The 15,704-nt window shown below is 62.0% G+C and carries 18 protein-coding genes; 10 read left to right on the top strand and 8 right to left on the bottom strand.

Annotated elements, in window-relative coordinates; all coding sequences use genetic code 11:
• The first annotated feature begins 147 nt into the window (after positions 1 to 147).
• On the top strand, positions 148 to 1,470 hold the full coding sequence (locus AC5RT4_RS06805) for a BTAD domain-containing putative transcriptional regulator (RefSeq protein WP_494041601.1): 1,323 nt from the start codon (positions 148 to 150) through the stop codon (positions 1,468 to 1,470).
• A 62-nt stretch (positions 1,471 to 1,532) separates the two neighbouring features.
• Here the strand turns inward: AC5RT4_RS06805 and AC5RT4_RS06800 are convergent, their stop codons facing one another.
• Positions 1,533 to 2,261: a TetR/AcrR family transcriptional regulator gene (locus tag AC5RT4_RS06800; RefSeq protein ID WP_494105255.1), complete on the bottom strand. Its 729-nt coding sequence runs from the start codon at positions 2,259 to 2,261 to the stop codon at positions 1,533 to 1,535.
• Between the two features lie 150 nt (positions 2,262 to 2,411).
• Between AC5RT4_RS06800 and AC5RT4_RS06795 the strand changes: the two genes are divergently transcribed.
• Complete coding sequence (locus AC5RT4_RS06795) at positions 2,412 to 3,092, top strand: DUF4386 domain-containing protein (protein WP_494041603.1); 681 nt, start codon at positions 2,412 to 2,414, stop codon at positions 3,090 to 3,092.
• Positions 3,093 to 3,137: 45 nt separating this feature from the next.
• On the opposite strand, the gene AC5RT4_RS06790 is transcribed toward AC5RT4_RS06795, so the two are convergent.
• The gene (locus AC5RT4_RS06790; RefSeq protein WP_494041604.1) at positions 3,138 to 3,290 is read right to left on the bottom strand and encodes a hypothetical protein; all 153 of its coding nucleotides are present in this window, start codon (positions 3,288 to 3,290) and stop codon (positions 3,138 to 3,140) included.
• A gap of 32 nt (positions 3,291 to 3,322) precedes the next feature.
• Positions 3,323 to 3,520 (bottom strand): DUF2795 domain-containing protein, encoded by a 198-nt coding sequence (locus tag AC5RT4_RS06785; protein WP_494041605.1) that lies wholly within the window; start codon positions 3,518 to 3,520, stop codon positions 3,323 to 3,325.
• Positions 3,521 to 3,933: 413 nt separating this feature from the next.
• Here AC5RT4_RS06785 and AC5RT4_RS06780 point away from each other — a divergent pair, with 413 nt between their 5' ends.
• The 7 genes from AC5RT4_RS06780 to AC5RT4_RS06750 all read left to right on the top strand — a co-directional run bounded on the left by AC5RT4_RS06780 (position 3,934) and on the right by AC5RT4_RS06750 (position 9,578).
• A complete protein-coding gene (locus AC5RT4_RS06780) occupies positions 3,934 to 4,350 on the top strand; it encodes an MmcQ/YjbR family DNA-binding protein (protein ID WP_494041606.1) in 417 nt (138 codons plus the stop codon).
• A 224-nt stretch (positions 4,351 to 4,574) separates the two neighbouring features.
• Positions 4,575 to 5,591, top strand: coding sequence for a 1,2-phenylacetyl-CoA epoxidase subunit PaaA (paaA, locus tag AC5RT4_RS06775; protein ID WP_494041607.1), 1,017 nt, complete (start codon positions 4,575 to 4,577; stop codon positions 5,589 to 5,591).
• Entirely contained in the window at positions 5,588 to 6,049 is a 462-nt protein-coding gene (gene paaB / locus AC5RT4_RS06770; RefSeq protein ID WP_494041608.1) for a 1,2-phenylacetyl-CoA epoxidase subunit PaaB, read from the top strand. Before paaA ends, paaB begins: the two co-directional genes overlap by 4 nt.
• Complete coding sequence (gene paaC, locus AC5RT4_RS06765; RefSeq protein WP_494041609.1) at positions 6,046 to 6,984, top strand: 1,2-phenylacetyl-CoA epoxidase subunit PaaC; 939 nt, start codon at positions 6,046 to 6,048, stop codon at positions 6,982 to 6,984. Before paaB ends, paaC begins: the two co-directional genes overlap by 4 nt.
• An 11-nt stretch (positions 6,985 to 6,995) precedes the next feature.
• Entirely contained in the window at positions 6,996 to 7,520 is a 525-nt protein-coding gene (gene paaD / locus AC5RT4_RS06760) for a 1,2-phenylacetyl-CoA epoxidase subunit PaaD (RefSeq protein ID WP_494041748.1), read from the top strand.
• A gap of 9 nt (positions 7,521 to 7,529) precedes the next feature.
• The gene (paaE, locus tag AC5RT4_RS06755) at positions 7,530 to 8,771 is read left to right on the top strand and encodes a 1,2-phenylacetyl-CoA epoxidase subunit PaaE (RefSeq protein WP_494041610.1); all 1,242 of its coding nucleotides are present in this window, start codon (positions 7,530 to 7,532) and stop codon (positions 8,769 to 8,771) included.
• A gap of 24 nt (positions 8,772 to 8,795) precedes the next feature.
• Entirely contained in the window at positions 8,796 to 9,578 is a 783-nt protein-coding gene (locus AC5RT4_RS06750) for an enoyl-CoA hydratase/isomerase family protein (protein WP_494041611.1), read from the top strand.
• A gap of 3 nt (positions 9,579 to 9,581) precedes the next feature.
• Here AC5RT4_RS06750 and AC5RT4_RS06745 read toward each other — a convergent pair whose 3' ends face one another.
• Positions 9,582 to 9,890, bottom strand: coding sequence for a hypothetical protein (locus tag AC5RT4_RS06745; RefSeq protein ID WP_494041612.1), 309 nt, complete (start codon positions 9,888 to 9,890; stop codon positions 9,582 to 9,584).
• Between the two features lie 191 nt (positions 9,891 to 10,081).
• Here AC5RT4_RS06745 and galU point away from each other — a divergent pair, with 191 nt between their 5' ends.
• A complete protein-coding gene (gene galU, locus AC5RT4_RS06740; RefSeq protein WP_494041613.1) occupies positions 10,082 to 10,972 on the top strand; it encodes a UTP--glucose-1-phosphate uridylyltransferase GalU in 891 nt (296 codons plus the stop codon).
• A gap of 20 nt (positions 10,973 to 10,992) precedes the next feature.
• Here the strand turns inward: galU and AC5RT4_RS06735 are convergent, their stop codons facing one another.
• The 4 genes from AC5RT4_RS06735 to AC5RT4_RS06720 form a co-directional block, all read right to left on the bottom strand.
• Positions 10,993 to 11,439, bottom strand: coding sequence for a VanZ family protein (locus tag AC5RT4_RS06735; protein ID WP_494105254.1), 447 nt, complete (start codon positions 11,437 to 11,439; stop codon positions 10,993 to 10,995).
• Between the two features lie 267 nt (positions 11,440 to 11,706).
• A complete protein-coding gene (locus AC5RT4_RS06730) occupies positions 11,707 to 12,324 on the bottom strand; it encodes an LPXTG cell wall anchor domain-containing protein (protein ID WP_494105253.1) in 618 nt (205 codons plus the stop codon).
• Between the two features lie 183 nt (positions 12,325 to 12,507).
• Entirely contained in the window at positions 12,508 to 14,355 is a 1,848-nt protein-coding gene (locus AC5RT4_RS06725; RefSeq protein ID WP_494105252.1) for a DUF4012 domain-containing protein, read from the bottom strand.
• A 2-nt stretch (positions 14,356 to 14,357) separates the two neighbouring features.
• Positions 14,358 to 15,671: a UDP-glucose dehydrogenase family protein gene (locus tag AC5RT4_RS06720; protein ID WP_494105251.1), complete on the bottom strand. Its 1,314-nt coding sequence runs from the start codon at positions 15,669 to 15,671 to the stop codon at positions 14,358 to 14,360.
• Between the last annotated feature and the right edge of the window lie 33 nt (positions 15,672 to 15,704).

Raw genomic sequence — 15,704 nt, 5'->3', positions numbered from 1 at the left:
TACAGCCCGGGTACAGGCCCAGCGAACCAAGTAACGGGCGGAAATAGCCCAAGTAAGAAGCGAGTACCCACCACTGTGGTTCACCAAATGTCCCGTCGCTTCAATGGGAACCATTGCACCACCGAACTGCTTTTGGGGGAACCTCTCGTGATTACTTTGGAACTGGCAAATGACACCGGCCATGAAGGCCTTGTGCTTGAAGTCCTGCCGCAGACGCCGGCTCTTCAGATTTCCGTTTTCGGCCCGCTGACCATTCGCCGCGGCGACGTGGAGCTCAGCGCCAACCACCTGGGCGGACCCAAACCCCGCCAGGTGCTGGAAATTCTCCTGATGAACTTCGGCTCTGCGGTCTCCAAGACCCGGCTGATGGACCTGCTGTGGGGCGGCAACCACCCCGCCGCCGCGCTGCCCACACTGGAAAGCTACGTCAGCGTGCTCCGGCGCCACCTGCAGCCCGGAAGTGGTCGGACAGGTCCCTTGAAAACAGTCACCGGCGGCTATGCCATCGACCGGTCCCTGGTGGAACTGGATCTGGACCGGTTCGAGACGCTGACCAAAATGGCCGGCCAGGCGGAGCCGCGCGTGGCGCTCTCCATGCTGACAGGGGCACTTGACCTCGCGTCCGAGCCGCTGCTCGGGGATGAGCTGCTGCCGGCCTGGGCAGAGGAGGAGCGGGCTGCCCACGCAGCGCAAGTTGGCCTTGCCCGGGTCATGGCCGCAGAAACCGCCCTCTCCGTGGGCGAAGCAGGAAAGGCCATCGCCTGGAGCAGTGCCGCCGTCAAGGAAGATCCCCTCAACGAACGGGCCTGGACAGCGCTGATCCAGGGGCTCGAACAGAACGGCGAAACTACTGAAGCTCTGCGGGCCTACGACCGTTGCCGCAGGATCATCGATGAGGAACTGGGCTGCGCCCTGGGGCCGGCGCTCCGGGAAGCGCAGGCACGGCTCCTCAAAAGCACGGCGGCAACATCAGCGCCGTCAGGCATCCGTGGCACCCTTTCGGTGGTCGCCGGCAGCCGGCCCCAGGCCCCTGCGGTGCTTGAACGAAATACGGATCGCCTGCGGATCCTGATTGTTGATGACCACACCACGTTCTCAGACCTGCTGGCCGGGGCGCTGGACCGCGAGCCGGACCTGGAAAGCGTGGGAGCGACGAAGTCCGTGGCAACAGCGGTGACCATGTTCCGGGACCTCGCGCCCGACGTCGTCATCATGGACCTTCACCTTTCTGACGGCAGCGGGCTCACAGCTGCCCAGCGCATCCTCGCGGAGGCGCCGGAAACCCGCATCGTCATGCTGACGGGCAATCCGTCGCAGGAAGCGCTGTGTGAGGCCGCCCGCATCGGGATCTGCGGCTTCCTCCCGAAAGACGGCGCACTGGGAGTCATGCTAGACACACTGAGGCACGCCCACGTTGGAAACATGATCGTGAGTCCGGCGCTGGTGGCTACGTGGGGCGCCGCGGCCTGATCCTTGCCGCGGGCGGATGGTTTGCGGACGACGGCGGCTGGTGCTTGGCTGCCAAGCCGCCCCTACGCGCGGCGCAGTTTAGCCTTCGTTGAGGTCCAGCCCTCACGGTGGAGCCTGTCGAAGCCCTCCAGGAGCAGGTCCAGGGCGAACTCAAACTCGAACTGGTCATCGCACCCGTGGCCCACTACGGAGTCGGGGTCGTGTGGAGTGGCGGTGGCGACGGTCACGATGTTGGGGTACCGCTGCGCCATTTGTGCAAACATCTCCGCCTGCACTTCAGGGGCGGGCTGCGGCGCCGACTCGGTTTTCTCGGCCGCTGAGGAGTCAAACAGTTCCTGGGTGAATCCCCACATCCGACCGCCGAGGGCATGCATGGCATGGTGGGTGAGGTCAGGGGACAAACCGCCGGCGAGGAACAGTCCGGCGAAGGACTCCTGGTAGTCAAGGACAGCCGTAGTGGGTTTGGTGCGGGTCTCGATCGCCGGCCTCGCCCATGCGTGCCGCTGGAGCGTTCGGCGGGCGGACAGTACCCGGTTCCGGATCGCGGTCTTCCAGTCCGCGTGGGTTTCGGGCGGGTCAATTTCACCGATGATGACCTCCACCATCCCGTCCAGAAGGTCTTCCTTGTCCGAGACGTGCTTGTACAGGGCCATGGGAACGACGTGAAGCTCCTGGGCGAGTCTGCGCATGCTGAGCGCCTCGACTCCAATGACGTCCGCGAGTGCTACGGCGGCGAGCAGAACCCGCTCACGGTTCAACCGCACGCGCTCAGCTGTTTTCGCCTGCGTCATCGGGCTCCTTCCGCGGAGTTTGAGGATAAGCCGTTGACAAGTGTACGCGGTACACCTAAAGTCGCAATCAATAGAAGTGTACGCCGTACACCTCAACAGTAAGGGAGACGCATCATGGCCAGTTCGGAACCGGGCACAAAGCTCCGTCCTATGGTTTCTCACCGGAAGACCTCGCTGGCTGCCGGCGTGCTTTACCTCCTCACGTTCGTGTCTATCCCCACCCTATTCCTCTATGGCGAGGTGAAAACCGATCCCGGATACATCGCCGGTCCCGGTCCCGACACCCTTGTTATTGTCGGCGGGCTCCTGGAGGTGGTTGTTGCCCTGGCCTGCATCGGGACCGGTGTGGCGCTGTATCCGGTGGTGAAGCGACAGAATGAAGGGCTCGCGCTCGGGTTCGTGGCTGCGCGGATTCTGGAGGCCGGGGCCATTTTCGCCGGCGTTGTGGCGCTGATGTCCATCGTCACCCTGCGCCAGGCCGGCGTTGGAGAGGACGGGCTCATCACCGGTCAGGCGCTGCTGGCCCAGCATGTCTGGACCACGCTGCTCGGCCAGGGCCTGATGCCCGCGTTCAACGCACTGCTGCTCGGTTCGCTCATGTACAAGTCCCGGTTGCTGCCACGGGTGCTGCCGGTGTTCGGGTTGATCGGGGCGCCGCTGCTGATTGCGGGAGCAGTGGGCACGCTCTTCGGCTTCTGGGGCCCTGTGTCGCCGCTGGCCGGACTCGGTGCGCTGTGCCTGACCGTCTGGGAGTTTGGAATGGGCATCCGTCTGGTCGTGAAGGGCTTCAACCCCGACGCCGTGGCGAAGCTCGCCACAGCCGATGCCTAAGACGCGTGGGTCGAGGCCGGCGGTGAGTGCTGCCGGCATCACCGGCTAAGCACGGGCTCGTTGCTTTATCCAGCCCCCTAGGGCCGTGGCGGCGAACAGCAGCAGGCCGATGAAGGCCAGCCACAGCAGGCCCTCGATAATGAGGCCCAGGATTGACAGGACGAACCAAATAACAAGCAGTGTGATGAGCAGTCCCATGACCGAATACCTGCTTCGGGTCAGACCATCTGCTAGTTACTGTCGGAAACCGCTGAGCTGACGGCAGTTGGGCTGTCGTACTCCTGGTCCGGGATCGCTTCAAGGGCCTGGATGACATTGCTGTCAGCGCCAGAGTCCTTTGCTTTGGACAACAAGGCGTCGCGGTTGGCGGGATATTCCACGCCGCCGAGGAACTTCTGAATCTGGATGGGGTTGGGGGTCTCGGCCATCGTGCCAGTTTCCTTTCTGCTGTCCGGATCTTGTCTCTGCGCTAACTGCCCGGGAAAGAGAGGCCGGGCAGATGTTCATCGTAGGCCGGTACGTCTTAGAAAAGAAGACTGCTTTCCTGCCCTGCGCCGGTAGAGATCGTGCCCCAACCCATGCGGCAGGAAGTGTAGGCAACCTCTTCTCCGGACATGTGGTGACGCGCGGGGCCTGCCACTCGGGAAACTGCCGCGTCGGTTTTCAACCATGTTTGGACGAGGAAGTCCCGGTTTAGTGACAGGGAGACCGGTCAGGACATCCACGAAAGCCCCGTTGCGGCTATAGGCCAGCACGGCAACGTCCGAGGGAGCGGAACCGGAATTACTCTGCCCCACCTGCCGGTATTGCCCCTCATCACCCGCGGGGCTACCTTGTCGCCATGGAACGCATGGCCGTACCCGAGGACATTGATGCCATCTGCAGGGGCCTGCCGGAAGTTGAACTCGGGACTTCCTGGGGTGACCGCCCAACGTACAAAGTTCCACGCGGACCGAAAGGACGAGGTTTCGTGCTGTACCGGGCCCCACATAAAACCGCCGTGGACCCGGAAACCGGCGAGCTATACCAAGACCTGCTCGTCATCGTCGTCCCGGATGACGCCGCCAAGGCAGCACTGGTCGAGGACCCGTCCGTTCCTTTCTTCACCATTCCGCACTTCGACGGCTACAACGCAGTCCTGGTGCAGGAGTCGCGGCTGGGCGAGATCGCGCGCGACGAACTGGCCGAGATCATCGTCGAAGCCTGGGCCGCCCGCGCGCCCAAAAGACTGGTGGCTGCGTTCTTCGCCGGCCGCTGAGCGCGTTAAGTGAGCGAGCGTTGGAGGAAAGGCGGCATTAAGTGAGAGACCGTCCCAATAAAACGGGCATCAAGTGAGAGAGCGTCCGGGAAAAGCGTGCGTTAAGTGAGAGAGCGTCCTGGGGGAGGTGCGTGCTTGACGGTCCGGAGCGCTTTTGGATATCCTGAACGAACGGTCGGTAAATAATTCCGCACGTCCCAGAAGGTCTTTGCATAGGAGCAACCATGGCAGCGCAGAACCTGCAGTCAGTGCCAGCCGAGCTATCCCCGGAGGAGCAGGCGGCCCAGGAGGCGGAAGCCCAGGCCCACTTCGACCGCGTCATGGCTGAGGACTCCCGCATCGAGCCCAAGGACTGGATGCCGGCGGCCTACCGCAAGACCCTGCTGCGCCAGATTTCCCAGCACGCCCACTCCGAAATCATCGGCATGCAGCCCGAAGCAAACTGGATTTCCCGTGCCCCCAGCCTGAAGCGCAAGGCCATCCTCATGGCCAAGGTTCAGGACGAGGCCGGCCACGGGCTTTACCTCTACAGCGCCGCCGAAACCCTTGGCCAAACCAGGGACAAGATGATGGACGACCTCATCGCCGGCAAGGCCCGCTACTCGTCCATCTTCAACTACCCGGCCCTCACCTGGGCGGACATGGGCGCCATCGGCTGGCTGGTGGACGGCGCCGCCATCTGCAACCAGGTCCCGCTGTGCCGCGCCTCCTACGGCCCCTACGGCCGGGCCATGGTCCGGATCTGCAAGGAAGAATCGTTCCACCAACGCCAGGGCTTCGAGATCCTCCTCGAACTCTCCAACGGCACTCCGGAGCAGAAGCAGATGGCCCAGGACGCCGTCAACCGCTGGTACGCCCCGGCCTTGATGATGTTCGGCCCGCCGGATGACGATTCGCCCAACTCCAAGCAGTCCATGGCCTGGAACATCAAGCGCTTCAGCAACGACGAACTCCGCAGCCGCTTCGTGGGCATGATGGTGGAACAGGTCCGGGTCCTCGGCCTCACCCTCCCGGATGACCAGATCCGCTTCAACGAGGACTCCAAAAAGTGGGAGCACGGCCCGCTGGACTGGCACGAGTTCCAGGAAGTCCTCGCCGGCCGCGGCCCCTGCAACGCGCAGCGTTTGGAGCGCCGGAGGGAAGCGCACGACGACGGCGCCTGGGTCCGCGAGGCAGCTGCCGCTTACGCAGTAAAGCAGCAGGTTAGGGAGTCGATGAAGACGAAGGAATACGCAGCATGAGCCCCCACGGCAACCCGGAAGTTCCCGCCAGTTCGGCCGCAGACATCAACACCGACGCGGCGAAGGTCCCGGCCGGCCCGGACACCACGGTCAACACCGCGGCATCGGCTCCGGCGCCTACAGCACCGGTACCGGTATCGGCCACCGAACGGGAATATGCTGCCGCAGCCACGGGCCGCGGCGCCTGGGGTCTGTGGGAGGTTTTCGTCCGGTCCAGCCGCGGTCTCAGCCATGTCCACGCCGGGTCCCTGCACGCTCCGGATGCCGCCATGGCACTGCGCAACGCCCGTGATCTTTACACCCGCCGCAACGAAGGCGTCTCCATCTGGGTTGTCCCGGCTGAAGCCATTGCCGCGAGCGATCCGGATGCCAAGGGTTCGTTCTTTGAGTCGCCGCAGGGCAAGGACTACCGGCACGCCACGTACTACACCAAGAGCGAAGGGGTAAAGCACCTGTGAACACCCCCGCATCGAACACCCAGGAAACATCAGGCCACGGCGACATCTCCACTGGCGTCCAGGCCCCGTCGGGAAGCGGCGACAGCAATGCCAGCGCCACCAGAATCACCCCCGGCAATGCCCTGCGCCCGGAGGACATTGCCCTCGAGGTCCGTACCGGCCTGGCCAAGCCGTCAGAGGATGTTGCCGAGTACGCCCTGCGGCTCGGCGATGACGCGCTGATCCTCGCCCAGCGTTTGGGCCACTGGATTTCCCGTGCCCCGGAGCTGGAGGAGGACGTGGCCCTGGGCAACATCGCCCTGGACCAGCTGGGCCACGCCCGGAGTTTCCTCAGCTACGCCGGCGGTGCACTGTCCAACGAAGACGGCACGGCCAAGTCCGAGGACGATCTTGCGTACTTCCGCCGGGAGCACGAGTTCCGCAGCGTCCAGTTGTTCGAGCAGCCCAACGGCGACTTCGCGGTGACCATCGCCCGCCAGTTCATCGTGAGCTACTACCAGTTCGAGCTCTACCGCCGGCTCACGGAATCAACGGACGCCACCCTGGCCGCCATCGCAGCCAAGGCTGTGAAGGAAGTGGACTACCACCGGGACCACAGTGCCCAGTGGGTCCTCCGCCTGGCTGGCGGCACCGAGGAGTCGCGCCGCAGGATGATTCACGGCCTGCGCCTGATGTGGGCGTACGTCAACGAACTGTTCCAAGACGATGAGCTGACGCAGCGGCTCGCCGAGGCGGGTGCCGCCGTCGCGCCTTCCACCCTGCGGGAGGACTTTGACCGGCTCACCGGTGAGGTCCTTGCAGAAGCAGAGCTCGAGGTGCCGGACGTCCCGGCTGCCCCGGGCGGCGGCCGGCACGGCAGGCACTCGGAGCACCTGGGCTACCTCCTCGCGGAGATGCAGGTCCTCGCCCGCGAGTACCCCGGAGCGAAGTGGTGACCACCCAGGCCATGTACATCTCGGACTTCGAAAGCCGGACGCGCACGCCGCGGCAGAAGGCGTGGGACATCGCCGCCACCGTGTGTGATCCGGAGATCCCCGTGCTCACCATCGAGGACCTGGGCATCCTGCGGAACGTACAGGTGGCAGCCAACAACAGAGTGACCGTCACCATTACCCCCACCTATTCCGGCTGCCCAGCCATGGACGCCATCCGCGATGACCTGCAGGCTGCGTTCACAAAGGAGGGCTACACGGACATCCATGTGGACCTGGTGCTCGCCCCCGCCTGGACCACGGACTGGATGACCGAGGCAGGAAAACAAAAGCTGCAGGAGTACGGCATCGCCCCGCCGTCGGGCATGTCCAACCCAGCAAGGCAAGCCGGCCCCATCCGCCTCCAAATGGCCGTCAAGTGCCCGCAGTGCGCCAGCCTGCACACCAAGGAACTCACCCGCTTCGGCTCCACCTCCTGCAAAGCGCTGTACGTGTGCCAGGACTGCAAGGAACCGTTCGACTACTTCAAAGTGCTGTAAGGAAGCCCCATGCCTGTTGTCCGCCAGACCGCCGCAGAGACGGCGCAGGCCACCGGCCGCCGTCGTCCGTCCTTCCACACCCTGGCCGTGAAGGAGGTGCGCCGGCTCACCGAGGATGCCATCGAGGTGGCCTTCCATGTCCCAGCGGAGCTCGCCGGCCAGTTCGACTACCTGCCCGGCCAGTACGTGGCCCTGCGCACCAAGCTCCCGGACGAGACCGGCGAGCTGCACGAGGTGCGCCGCAGCTACTCCATCTGCGCCGAGCCGCGCAGCTTCGCGGACGGCAGCAGCGAGATCCGGGTGGCGGTGAAGAAGGACCTGGGCGGGCTGTTCTCCACGTGGGCCAACGCCGAACTGAAGGCTGGGGACACCCTGGATGTGATGAGCCCCATGGGCGCGTTTGTGTCCCGGCACGGCCGCGACGGCAAGGCCGTGGAGCAGAACCGGATGAACTCCATGAACAACCCGGAGGAGCTGGCGGGGGACGTCGCCGCCCACGGGGAGGCGAGCTTCGTGGCCATCGCCGCGGGCAGCGGCATCACCCCGGTGATCGCGATCGCCCGGACGCTGCTGGCCAAGAACCCGGAGTCGCGGTTCGACCTGATCTACGCCAACAAGGCTGCGATGGACGTGATGTTCCTGGAGGAGCTGGCGGACCTGAAGGACAAGTACCCGCAGCGTCTGGCCATCCACCACGTGCTGTCCCGCGAGCAGCGGATCGCGCCGCTGCTGTCCGGCAGGATTGACGCCGAGAAGCTCCAGCAGCTGCTGGGCACGGCCATCCACGCGGACGATGTGGACGAGTGGTTCCTGTGCGGGCCGTTCGAGCTGGTGCAGCTGTGCCGGGACACCCTGGCCGAGCGCGGGGTGAAGCCGGAGAACGTCCGGTTCGAGCTGTTCACCTCGGGCAAGCCGGACCGGCCGGAGGGGCACGCCGGCCGGCCAGTGGTGGTGGACGAGTCCAAGGAGACGTACAAGATCACGTTCAAGCTCGACGGCCTGCAGGGCGAGGTGGCCAGTCCCACCCACGCCCGCGAGTCCATCCTGAACGCCGCGCTGCGGGTCCGTCCGGATGTGCCGTTCGCGTGCGCCGGGGGAGTGTGCGGCACGTGCCGGGCCAAGGTCGTCACCGGCAGTGTGACCATGGACGAGAACTACGCGCTGGAGCAGGATGAGCTGGACAAAGGGTACGTGCTGACCTGCCAAAGCCACCCCACCAGCAAGGAAGTCACCGTCGACTTCGACGTCTAAGTCTCTTCAACTTCAAGGAGTTCCATGATTTCCCACTCCATCAACAACGGCGTCGCCGAGGTCGTCCTGGACGCACCGCACAAGCTGAACTCGCTGGATGAGCAGGCGCTCGCGGATTTAACCCGGGCGTACGACGACGCTGCTGCCGCCGCCTCCGGCGGTGAGGTGCGGGCGCTGCTGCTGAGGGGAGAGGGCCGCGCCTTTTGCGCGGGCCGGGACATCCAGAACGTGACGCCGGAAAACGACGACGCCGCCGCGTATCTGGGCGGGCTGGTGGAGCCGCTGCTGAAGAAGATGAGCGCGTTCCCGGCGCCCACGTTCGCTGCGGCCCAAGGCGCTTGCCTCGGTGTGGGGCTGGGGCTGCTGCTGGCCACGGACGTGGTGTACGTGGCGGAGAATGCGAAGTTCGGCTCGCCGTTCGCCAAGCTGGGCGCCACGCTGGATTCGGGCGGGCACTGGTACTTCACTGAGCGGCTGGGCATGCACCGGACGCTTGACCTGATTTATACGGCTGAGCTGATCAGCGGCAGTGAGGCCGTGGCGCAGGGGATGTTCAGCCGTGCTATGCCGGCGGACGAGCTGCTGGAGACCACGCGGGGGATTGTCTTGAAGGTCGCCACAGGGGCGACGGGCGCTTTTGTGGCCAGCAAGGAGCTGGTGGCGCACATCCGCGACCAGCGACTGGGCCTGTGGGAAGCCATGACCGAGGAGAACACCGAACAGGCACGGCTCTGCAAAACCGACGACTACGCCGAGGGTTTCCGGGCGTTCCAGGAGAAGCGCGAACCCCGGTTTATGGGCAGCTGAGGGTCAGGACGGTACGGGTTCTGCGTACGGATCAAGGCCCTCTGAGCTGTTATCTGTGGAAGCTGGCAGATCCGGCACCGTGAGAGGCTGGAACAGCTCACGCAACTGGTTTCCCACCATGTGCGCTTCCATTAGGTGCTCGCTCATGTCACTGGAGCCGAGGACGCCTGCGGCGTAGTCCCTCAGCTCGTTCTGCAGCTCAAGGAGTTCGGCGTGAAGATCGTTGTTGGTCCGCACCCAGCCGCAGTCCTGGGACGCCGCCCTCGTCAAGCCACTCATGACCTGGGCAGCCCGGTTGATTTTCTGTGCCATCTCGGACGTCAGTTCCATAAGCAAGCCCCCCGGGCTGGTCGATGCAGGCGCCACTGAGGCCTACGCCACAATGAAGGATGAATGAATCATATCCGTTTTAGGTCTCCTGCGCCCTACTTTCTTGAGGAAACCTTGAGCTTCAGGATGCCGGAGAATTGCCATGGGTAGTTGCTGATTTGTAAGGTTCAGCTATGACTAAGGGGAAAGCTATAACCAAAGCCGTGATTCCTGCTGCCGGATTGGGAACTCGCTTCCTGCCCGCCACCAAGGCAATGCCGAAGGAAATGTTGCCGGTGGTTGACCGTCCGGCCATCCAGTACGTGGTGGAAGAGGCCGTCAAGTCCGGCCTCGACGACATCCTGATGATCACGGGCCGCAGCAAGCGTGCGCTGGAGGACCACTTCGACCGTGCACCGGGCCTGGAGCGCGTGCTGGAGGAAAAGGGCGACAAGGACCGGCTGGAAGCCATCCACTACGCTTCAGAACTCGGTCCCATCCACTACGTCCGCCAGGGCGAGGCCAAGGGCCTGGGCCACGCGGTGCTGTGCGCCAAGCAGCACGTGGGCAATGAGCCGTTCGCCGTCCTCCTGGGTGACGACCTTATTGATGAGGCGGAGACTCTGCTTGAGACCATGATGGAGGTGCAGCAGAAGACCGGCGGTTCCGTGATTGCCTTGATCGAGGTGGACCCGTCCCAGATCAGTGCTTACGGTTGCGCGGACATCACCCCTGTGGACGGCGAGGATTACGTCCGCGTCAACAGCCTGGTTGAGAAGCCGGCTGTGGCTGAGGCTCCGTCAAACCTGGCCGTGATAGGTCGCTACGTGCTGCACCCGACCGTGTTCGGCGTCCTGGAAAACACTGCTCCGGGCCGCGGCAACGAGATCCAGCTGACTGATGCGCTGCAGACCTTGGCTGCTGGTGAGGGCGAAGGCTCCGGCGTGTACGGCGTAGTGTTCAAGGGCCGCCGCTTCGACACCGGTGACAAGCTCAGCTACCTCAAGGCTGTCATCACCTTGGCGTCTGAGCGCGTGGAGTTCGGCGAGGACCTGAAGACGTGGCTGAAAGGCTTCGTAGGCTAGATTGCCCTGTACTAACTTTTTTAGAGGTCCGCTGCCGGGAGGCGGCGGGCCTCTAGTTTTTTTAGCGCAAGCGCGGCGAGTAGGGCGCCTATGACGGCGCCTGACAAGTTTGTCACAAGGTCCGTTGGGCTTGCAAAGCGATTGTGTAGAAACAGGAGCTGGCCCAGTTCCATGCTGCAGGAGATGAGTAGACCGAATATTCCTATTTGCCACCAACGCTTTTTGGCAAAAGCAAGCTTGCTTATAATTCCGATGGGGATAAAAAGAGCGACGTTCGCGGATGCTTCAATAAACTTGTAATTGATCCGGCGGGGCAGGCCATGGCTGTGAAGGAATTTCAGGATGGCTGCGAGTTGGCCTTGTACGGGCTGGTCTATGGGGCTCGGCCAAAATGCGATCAATGCCAGGGGAACCAGCATGGCAATCAGGACCAATCGCCACAGCCGATAGTTCTTGAGCTGTTTCACGCAGTCCTCAGGCGGTCCGCAGAAGGGCTGGCGCTGCGGCGGCCAGGGCAGCGACGGCTAGCAGGGCCAGCAGAACGTAGGGAAACGCTTGGCGTCCGGGGAGGGGTACTTCCGCGGTGTGCGCTGCCAATGTCTCCCCATAGGTCTATAGATACCACAACCCTTACGGCGGCTTGACCGGTCCGTATGCTGAATCATTAGACGAAGAAGGCGGGTGTTCTCCGTTCCGGAGTACACCCGCCTTTTCGTGGTTATCGTGTCATGCTGTTATGCAGCGACCTCAGACTTGGCGCGGCGGCGAACAACAACTACTGACGTTGCACCTGCAGCCAGGGCGCCTGCACCAACCAGGGTCCAGAGGACCAGACCGGAGTCAGCGCCGGTGTTGGCCAGGCCTGTTCCGGTGCCCGTGTTGGCCAAGGGAGCACCTGCGGTGTTGCCGCCGGTGCTGGCCAGAGAAGCTGCAACGGTAACCGTAACGGGACCGACGGTAACGCCTGATTCCTGACCGGTTGCAGTGATGGAGTAGGTGCCTGCCTCGCTGATAGTGATGGGGAGGGAAACTGCACCCTGGGCGTCAGCGGTTGCCTGCAGGGTCTGTGCCTCGGCAACAACGTTGATGCGTGCGGCCACCGAGCGGCCTCCGGCGATGTTGGCGCCATTAGAAGCGGGAGCCTGTCCCGGGGTTACGCGAATAATAAGAGGTTCGCCGGCGCGGAAGCCCTGGCCGCGGAAGACGAAGGTTTCGCCCGGGCCGACCACACCGTCGGAAACTGCAGCCTGAGGTGGAAGCGCGGGATATGTAATAGTGGTGGCCATGGCAGGAGCTGAGCCGATTAGAGCGATGGAGCCAGCAAGCGCGAGTGCTGCAAGAGTTTTCTTCATGAGTGTCCCCCCGGAGACGTTTAAGTTTTGATGTACCCGATCTTGGGGAGTATTCCCCTCCGCACGAGACCCTGTGCAGACTTACGGATAATTATCCCAAGAAAGACGGTACCACCTGTTTTCCACGGTGAGCAATCTCTATCCACTCGGTTTACATAGTGTTAACGTGACGTCCGCCTTCCGCTAGTCACATTTAGCGTTTTCTGTGGGCAGAGTCACATCCTTGACGGCCTGTACGGTTGGTGTGACATTGACGTTAGGTTCGGAATGCTGAACAATTTTTCCAAACGTAAATTCAACAGTTTGGCTCTCTCCGGGCGCTAGCCGGATGGCCATTACCCCTACGGGCCTGTTGCTGTGGATATGCGGTGCAAAATCTGTCTTGTGCCCGTCTAGCTTCGCGATTTCCACATGTGCCTGAGCGGGACCATAAGCGACGATGTTGGTCTGTACGGATCCTGGCGGGACACCAAAGCTCCCTCCGCCCGTGACATAGGCCGGTAGGGAAGTAGCCGCGTCTGCGGGTGCATTGTTTGTGCTGGTGACTCGGAGAGTGGCCAGCTCATAGCCGTCCTTGGGGCACTGGCGGACTAACTGAACTGTGCGTTTGACGTAGTAGTCCATCTTCGCTCCAGTTCCGTCGTTGAAGTAAACACCAAACTGAGCCGGGGCGACGCTTGGTCCTGATATGGACCCGCTGATGGGATATTGCGCAAGCATGGCTTGCTCACTTGCGACACCGGACCAGATGAGAACGCGGCCTTCCCGACTCCCGCGAGTGATACCTTCGAAAAGAGCCGTGGTATCCGCGGTACCCGCTGACAGAGCCGCGAAGATCTTCTGTGCTACACCAGCAAAATACGCGTCCTGAAGCTCCGGCTGCTTTATCTCTTTGTACGCCTTGGACAACAAGGTCTCAACAACATTCCCTCCATTGAGCTCGCGAGGAAGTCCAGTTCCGGCTAGGAAGTCCGAATCCATACTGTCGATTCGCACTGGACCAGTGGCATCCAATATGTAGCCGAGCGCAACTGGATCGATGGAAATGACTCCTGCAACTCGCTGTCCCGTTTTTTGCTCCCACATCGATTGCGCCGTCTTGGCTGCAGTGGGGAAATCTGGCGTGAGGTTCACATCTTGCATGAACTTGCCAAGTCGACTCGAATAGATGTTTTTTTGTTCGGCATCGACATTAACGTTGGGTGATGCTGGACCTAGTTTGGTGGCACTGCTTTGTGATGTCAGAGTGAGAGTACCTGCTGACGCATCGAGGACAGCTAACGCACCAGGAATTCCGCCCGAAGCACGCGATTCAGCGTTGTTTTGGATCATCAAGAGGTACTGCCGGGGCGCCTTCGACCCGAGCATATCGGGAATCAGCTGCGATGCAGCGGCAGCCGCATCCAGGGTACCGGTTACGCTTCGCAGCTGCTCCCTAGATTCGGCCAACGGTTCCCGTACTGCCGGCAAGAGGACCGTGGCATCGATCTGATCGAGACGATCGGCGGATGCCCGGACAGCGTGGGCGGCGGCTGTGACACTGGGAGCCGCGTCTTCTAAAGGAACCAAATTAGTTCCCGTGCTGCTTGGAAGTAGGTCATCCCAATTGAGCGAGTCATAAACTCTAGCGAGCGGCGACAACCCAAGATTTGTCACGTCGTCGGCGGAACGAGCAATTTCAGCAACGGCACTGAGGTTTGCGCCCAGCCAAGGAATGGTTGAAGCAATAGTCCATATTGGTTCGCCCGCGGCTTCCTTAGCTGCTGACGTGTGAGCTTTGAGTTGCGCTACCGTAGCGGCCGCTTCTTCTGGATCGTCATTAGAAATAGCTGCTCGGAGTGTCGGGACCAGGGCATTCGCTGCGCTTAATTCATCTCTAATGAGCGTAGCCTTTGCGCTGAGCCAGACGAGCCCAGTGCCTAGTAGCAACACCAAGGACATTCCCCAAATCAGGGCAGGTGCGGCCCGTTTTTGACGAGGAACCCGCTGCCTTTGGCGCGTTTGCTCTTGAGCATAGTTTGCCTGCTGCATACCTACGGACGCCCCAGTCCGCGGAATGTCCAACCAGCCGCCCGCCACTTAGCGGAATCCAGGACATTGCGTCCATCCAGGATGCGGGGGGATGACACTGTGTTGGACAGCTCGTAGGGGTCTAGGTCTCGGTACTCTTGCCATTCCGTAAGCAACAGTAGAGCGTCAGCCTTCTGCATGGCCTCCTGTGAGTTGGCTTCGTAATGCAATTCGGGGAATCGCCTTGCAGCATTCGCCAGCGCCTTAGGGTCGGTGACCGTTACCACAGCGCCTTGGAGTTGAAGTTGAGCGGCGATGCTCAAAGCGGGCGAGTCCCTGACGTCATCGCTTTCCGGTTTGAACGCTGCGCCGAGAACAGTAATCCGCTTACCCAGCAATGAGTCGCTACAAAGTTCCCGAGTTAGCTCGACTACGCGGGTCCTGCGCCGCATATTGATAGCGTCCACCTCACGCAAGAATGTCAGGGCCTGGTCAGCACCCAGTTCCCCAGCCCTGGCCATGAACGCCCGAATGTCCTTTGGCAGGCAACCTCCTCCGAATCCGATACCGGCGTTGAGAAATTTGCGGCCAATACGATCGTCCATCCCGATGGCATCGGCTAGTCGCGTTACGTCAGCACCAGCAGACTCACAAAGTTCAGCCATAGCGTTAATGAAAGAAATCTTCGTTGCCAAGAACGAGTTAGCGGCAGTTTTTACGAGTTCTGCCGTTTGGTGATCCATTACAAGACGCGGTGTACCCCTTGAAAGAGAGATGGCATATACCTCGTCGAGAAGTACTACAGCCGGATGATCTTCAGAGCCGTCCACGACACCGTAGACGAATCTGTCCGGGTGAAGCGTGTCCGAAACTGCATGCCCTTCACGCAGGAACTCCGGGTTCCACACTAGATGAACCTCCGGTTGTTCGGCCTGGACCAGGTCATTGAGTCGAGATGCTGTCCCCACGGGAACTGTGGACTTGCCTACTACTACATCGCCAGCTGAAAGGTAGGGAAGGAGTCCGCCGATAGCAGCGTCAACGTGTGTCATGTCGGCGCCGTTCTCTCCCTTTTTTTGGGGGGTACCAACACAGACAAAATGTACTGCGCTTCCGCTTGCGGCCGCCATATCCGTTGTGAACGACAGTCGTCCGGTGTCCTGGACTTCTTTCAACAAGTCCTCGAGACCAGGTTCGTAGAACGGTGCCCGTGCTGCGGACAATTCCTCCACTTTCCGTTCATCCACGTCGATACCAACAACTTCATGACCCAGTTTGGCCATGCATGCAGCGTGTACGGCCCCCAAGTAACCGCAGCCAATAACTGAAATGCGCATTGTGTTTTTCCTTCCCCCGGAGGGCAATTGTGC

It is taken from the genome of Arthrobacter sp. sptzw42 (assembly GCF_059089685.1).
Note: the sequence above shows the minus strand (reverse complement) of the source record. Positions and strands in the feature narration are given on the sequence as shown.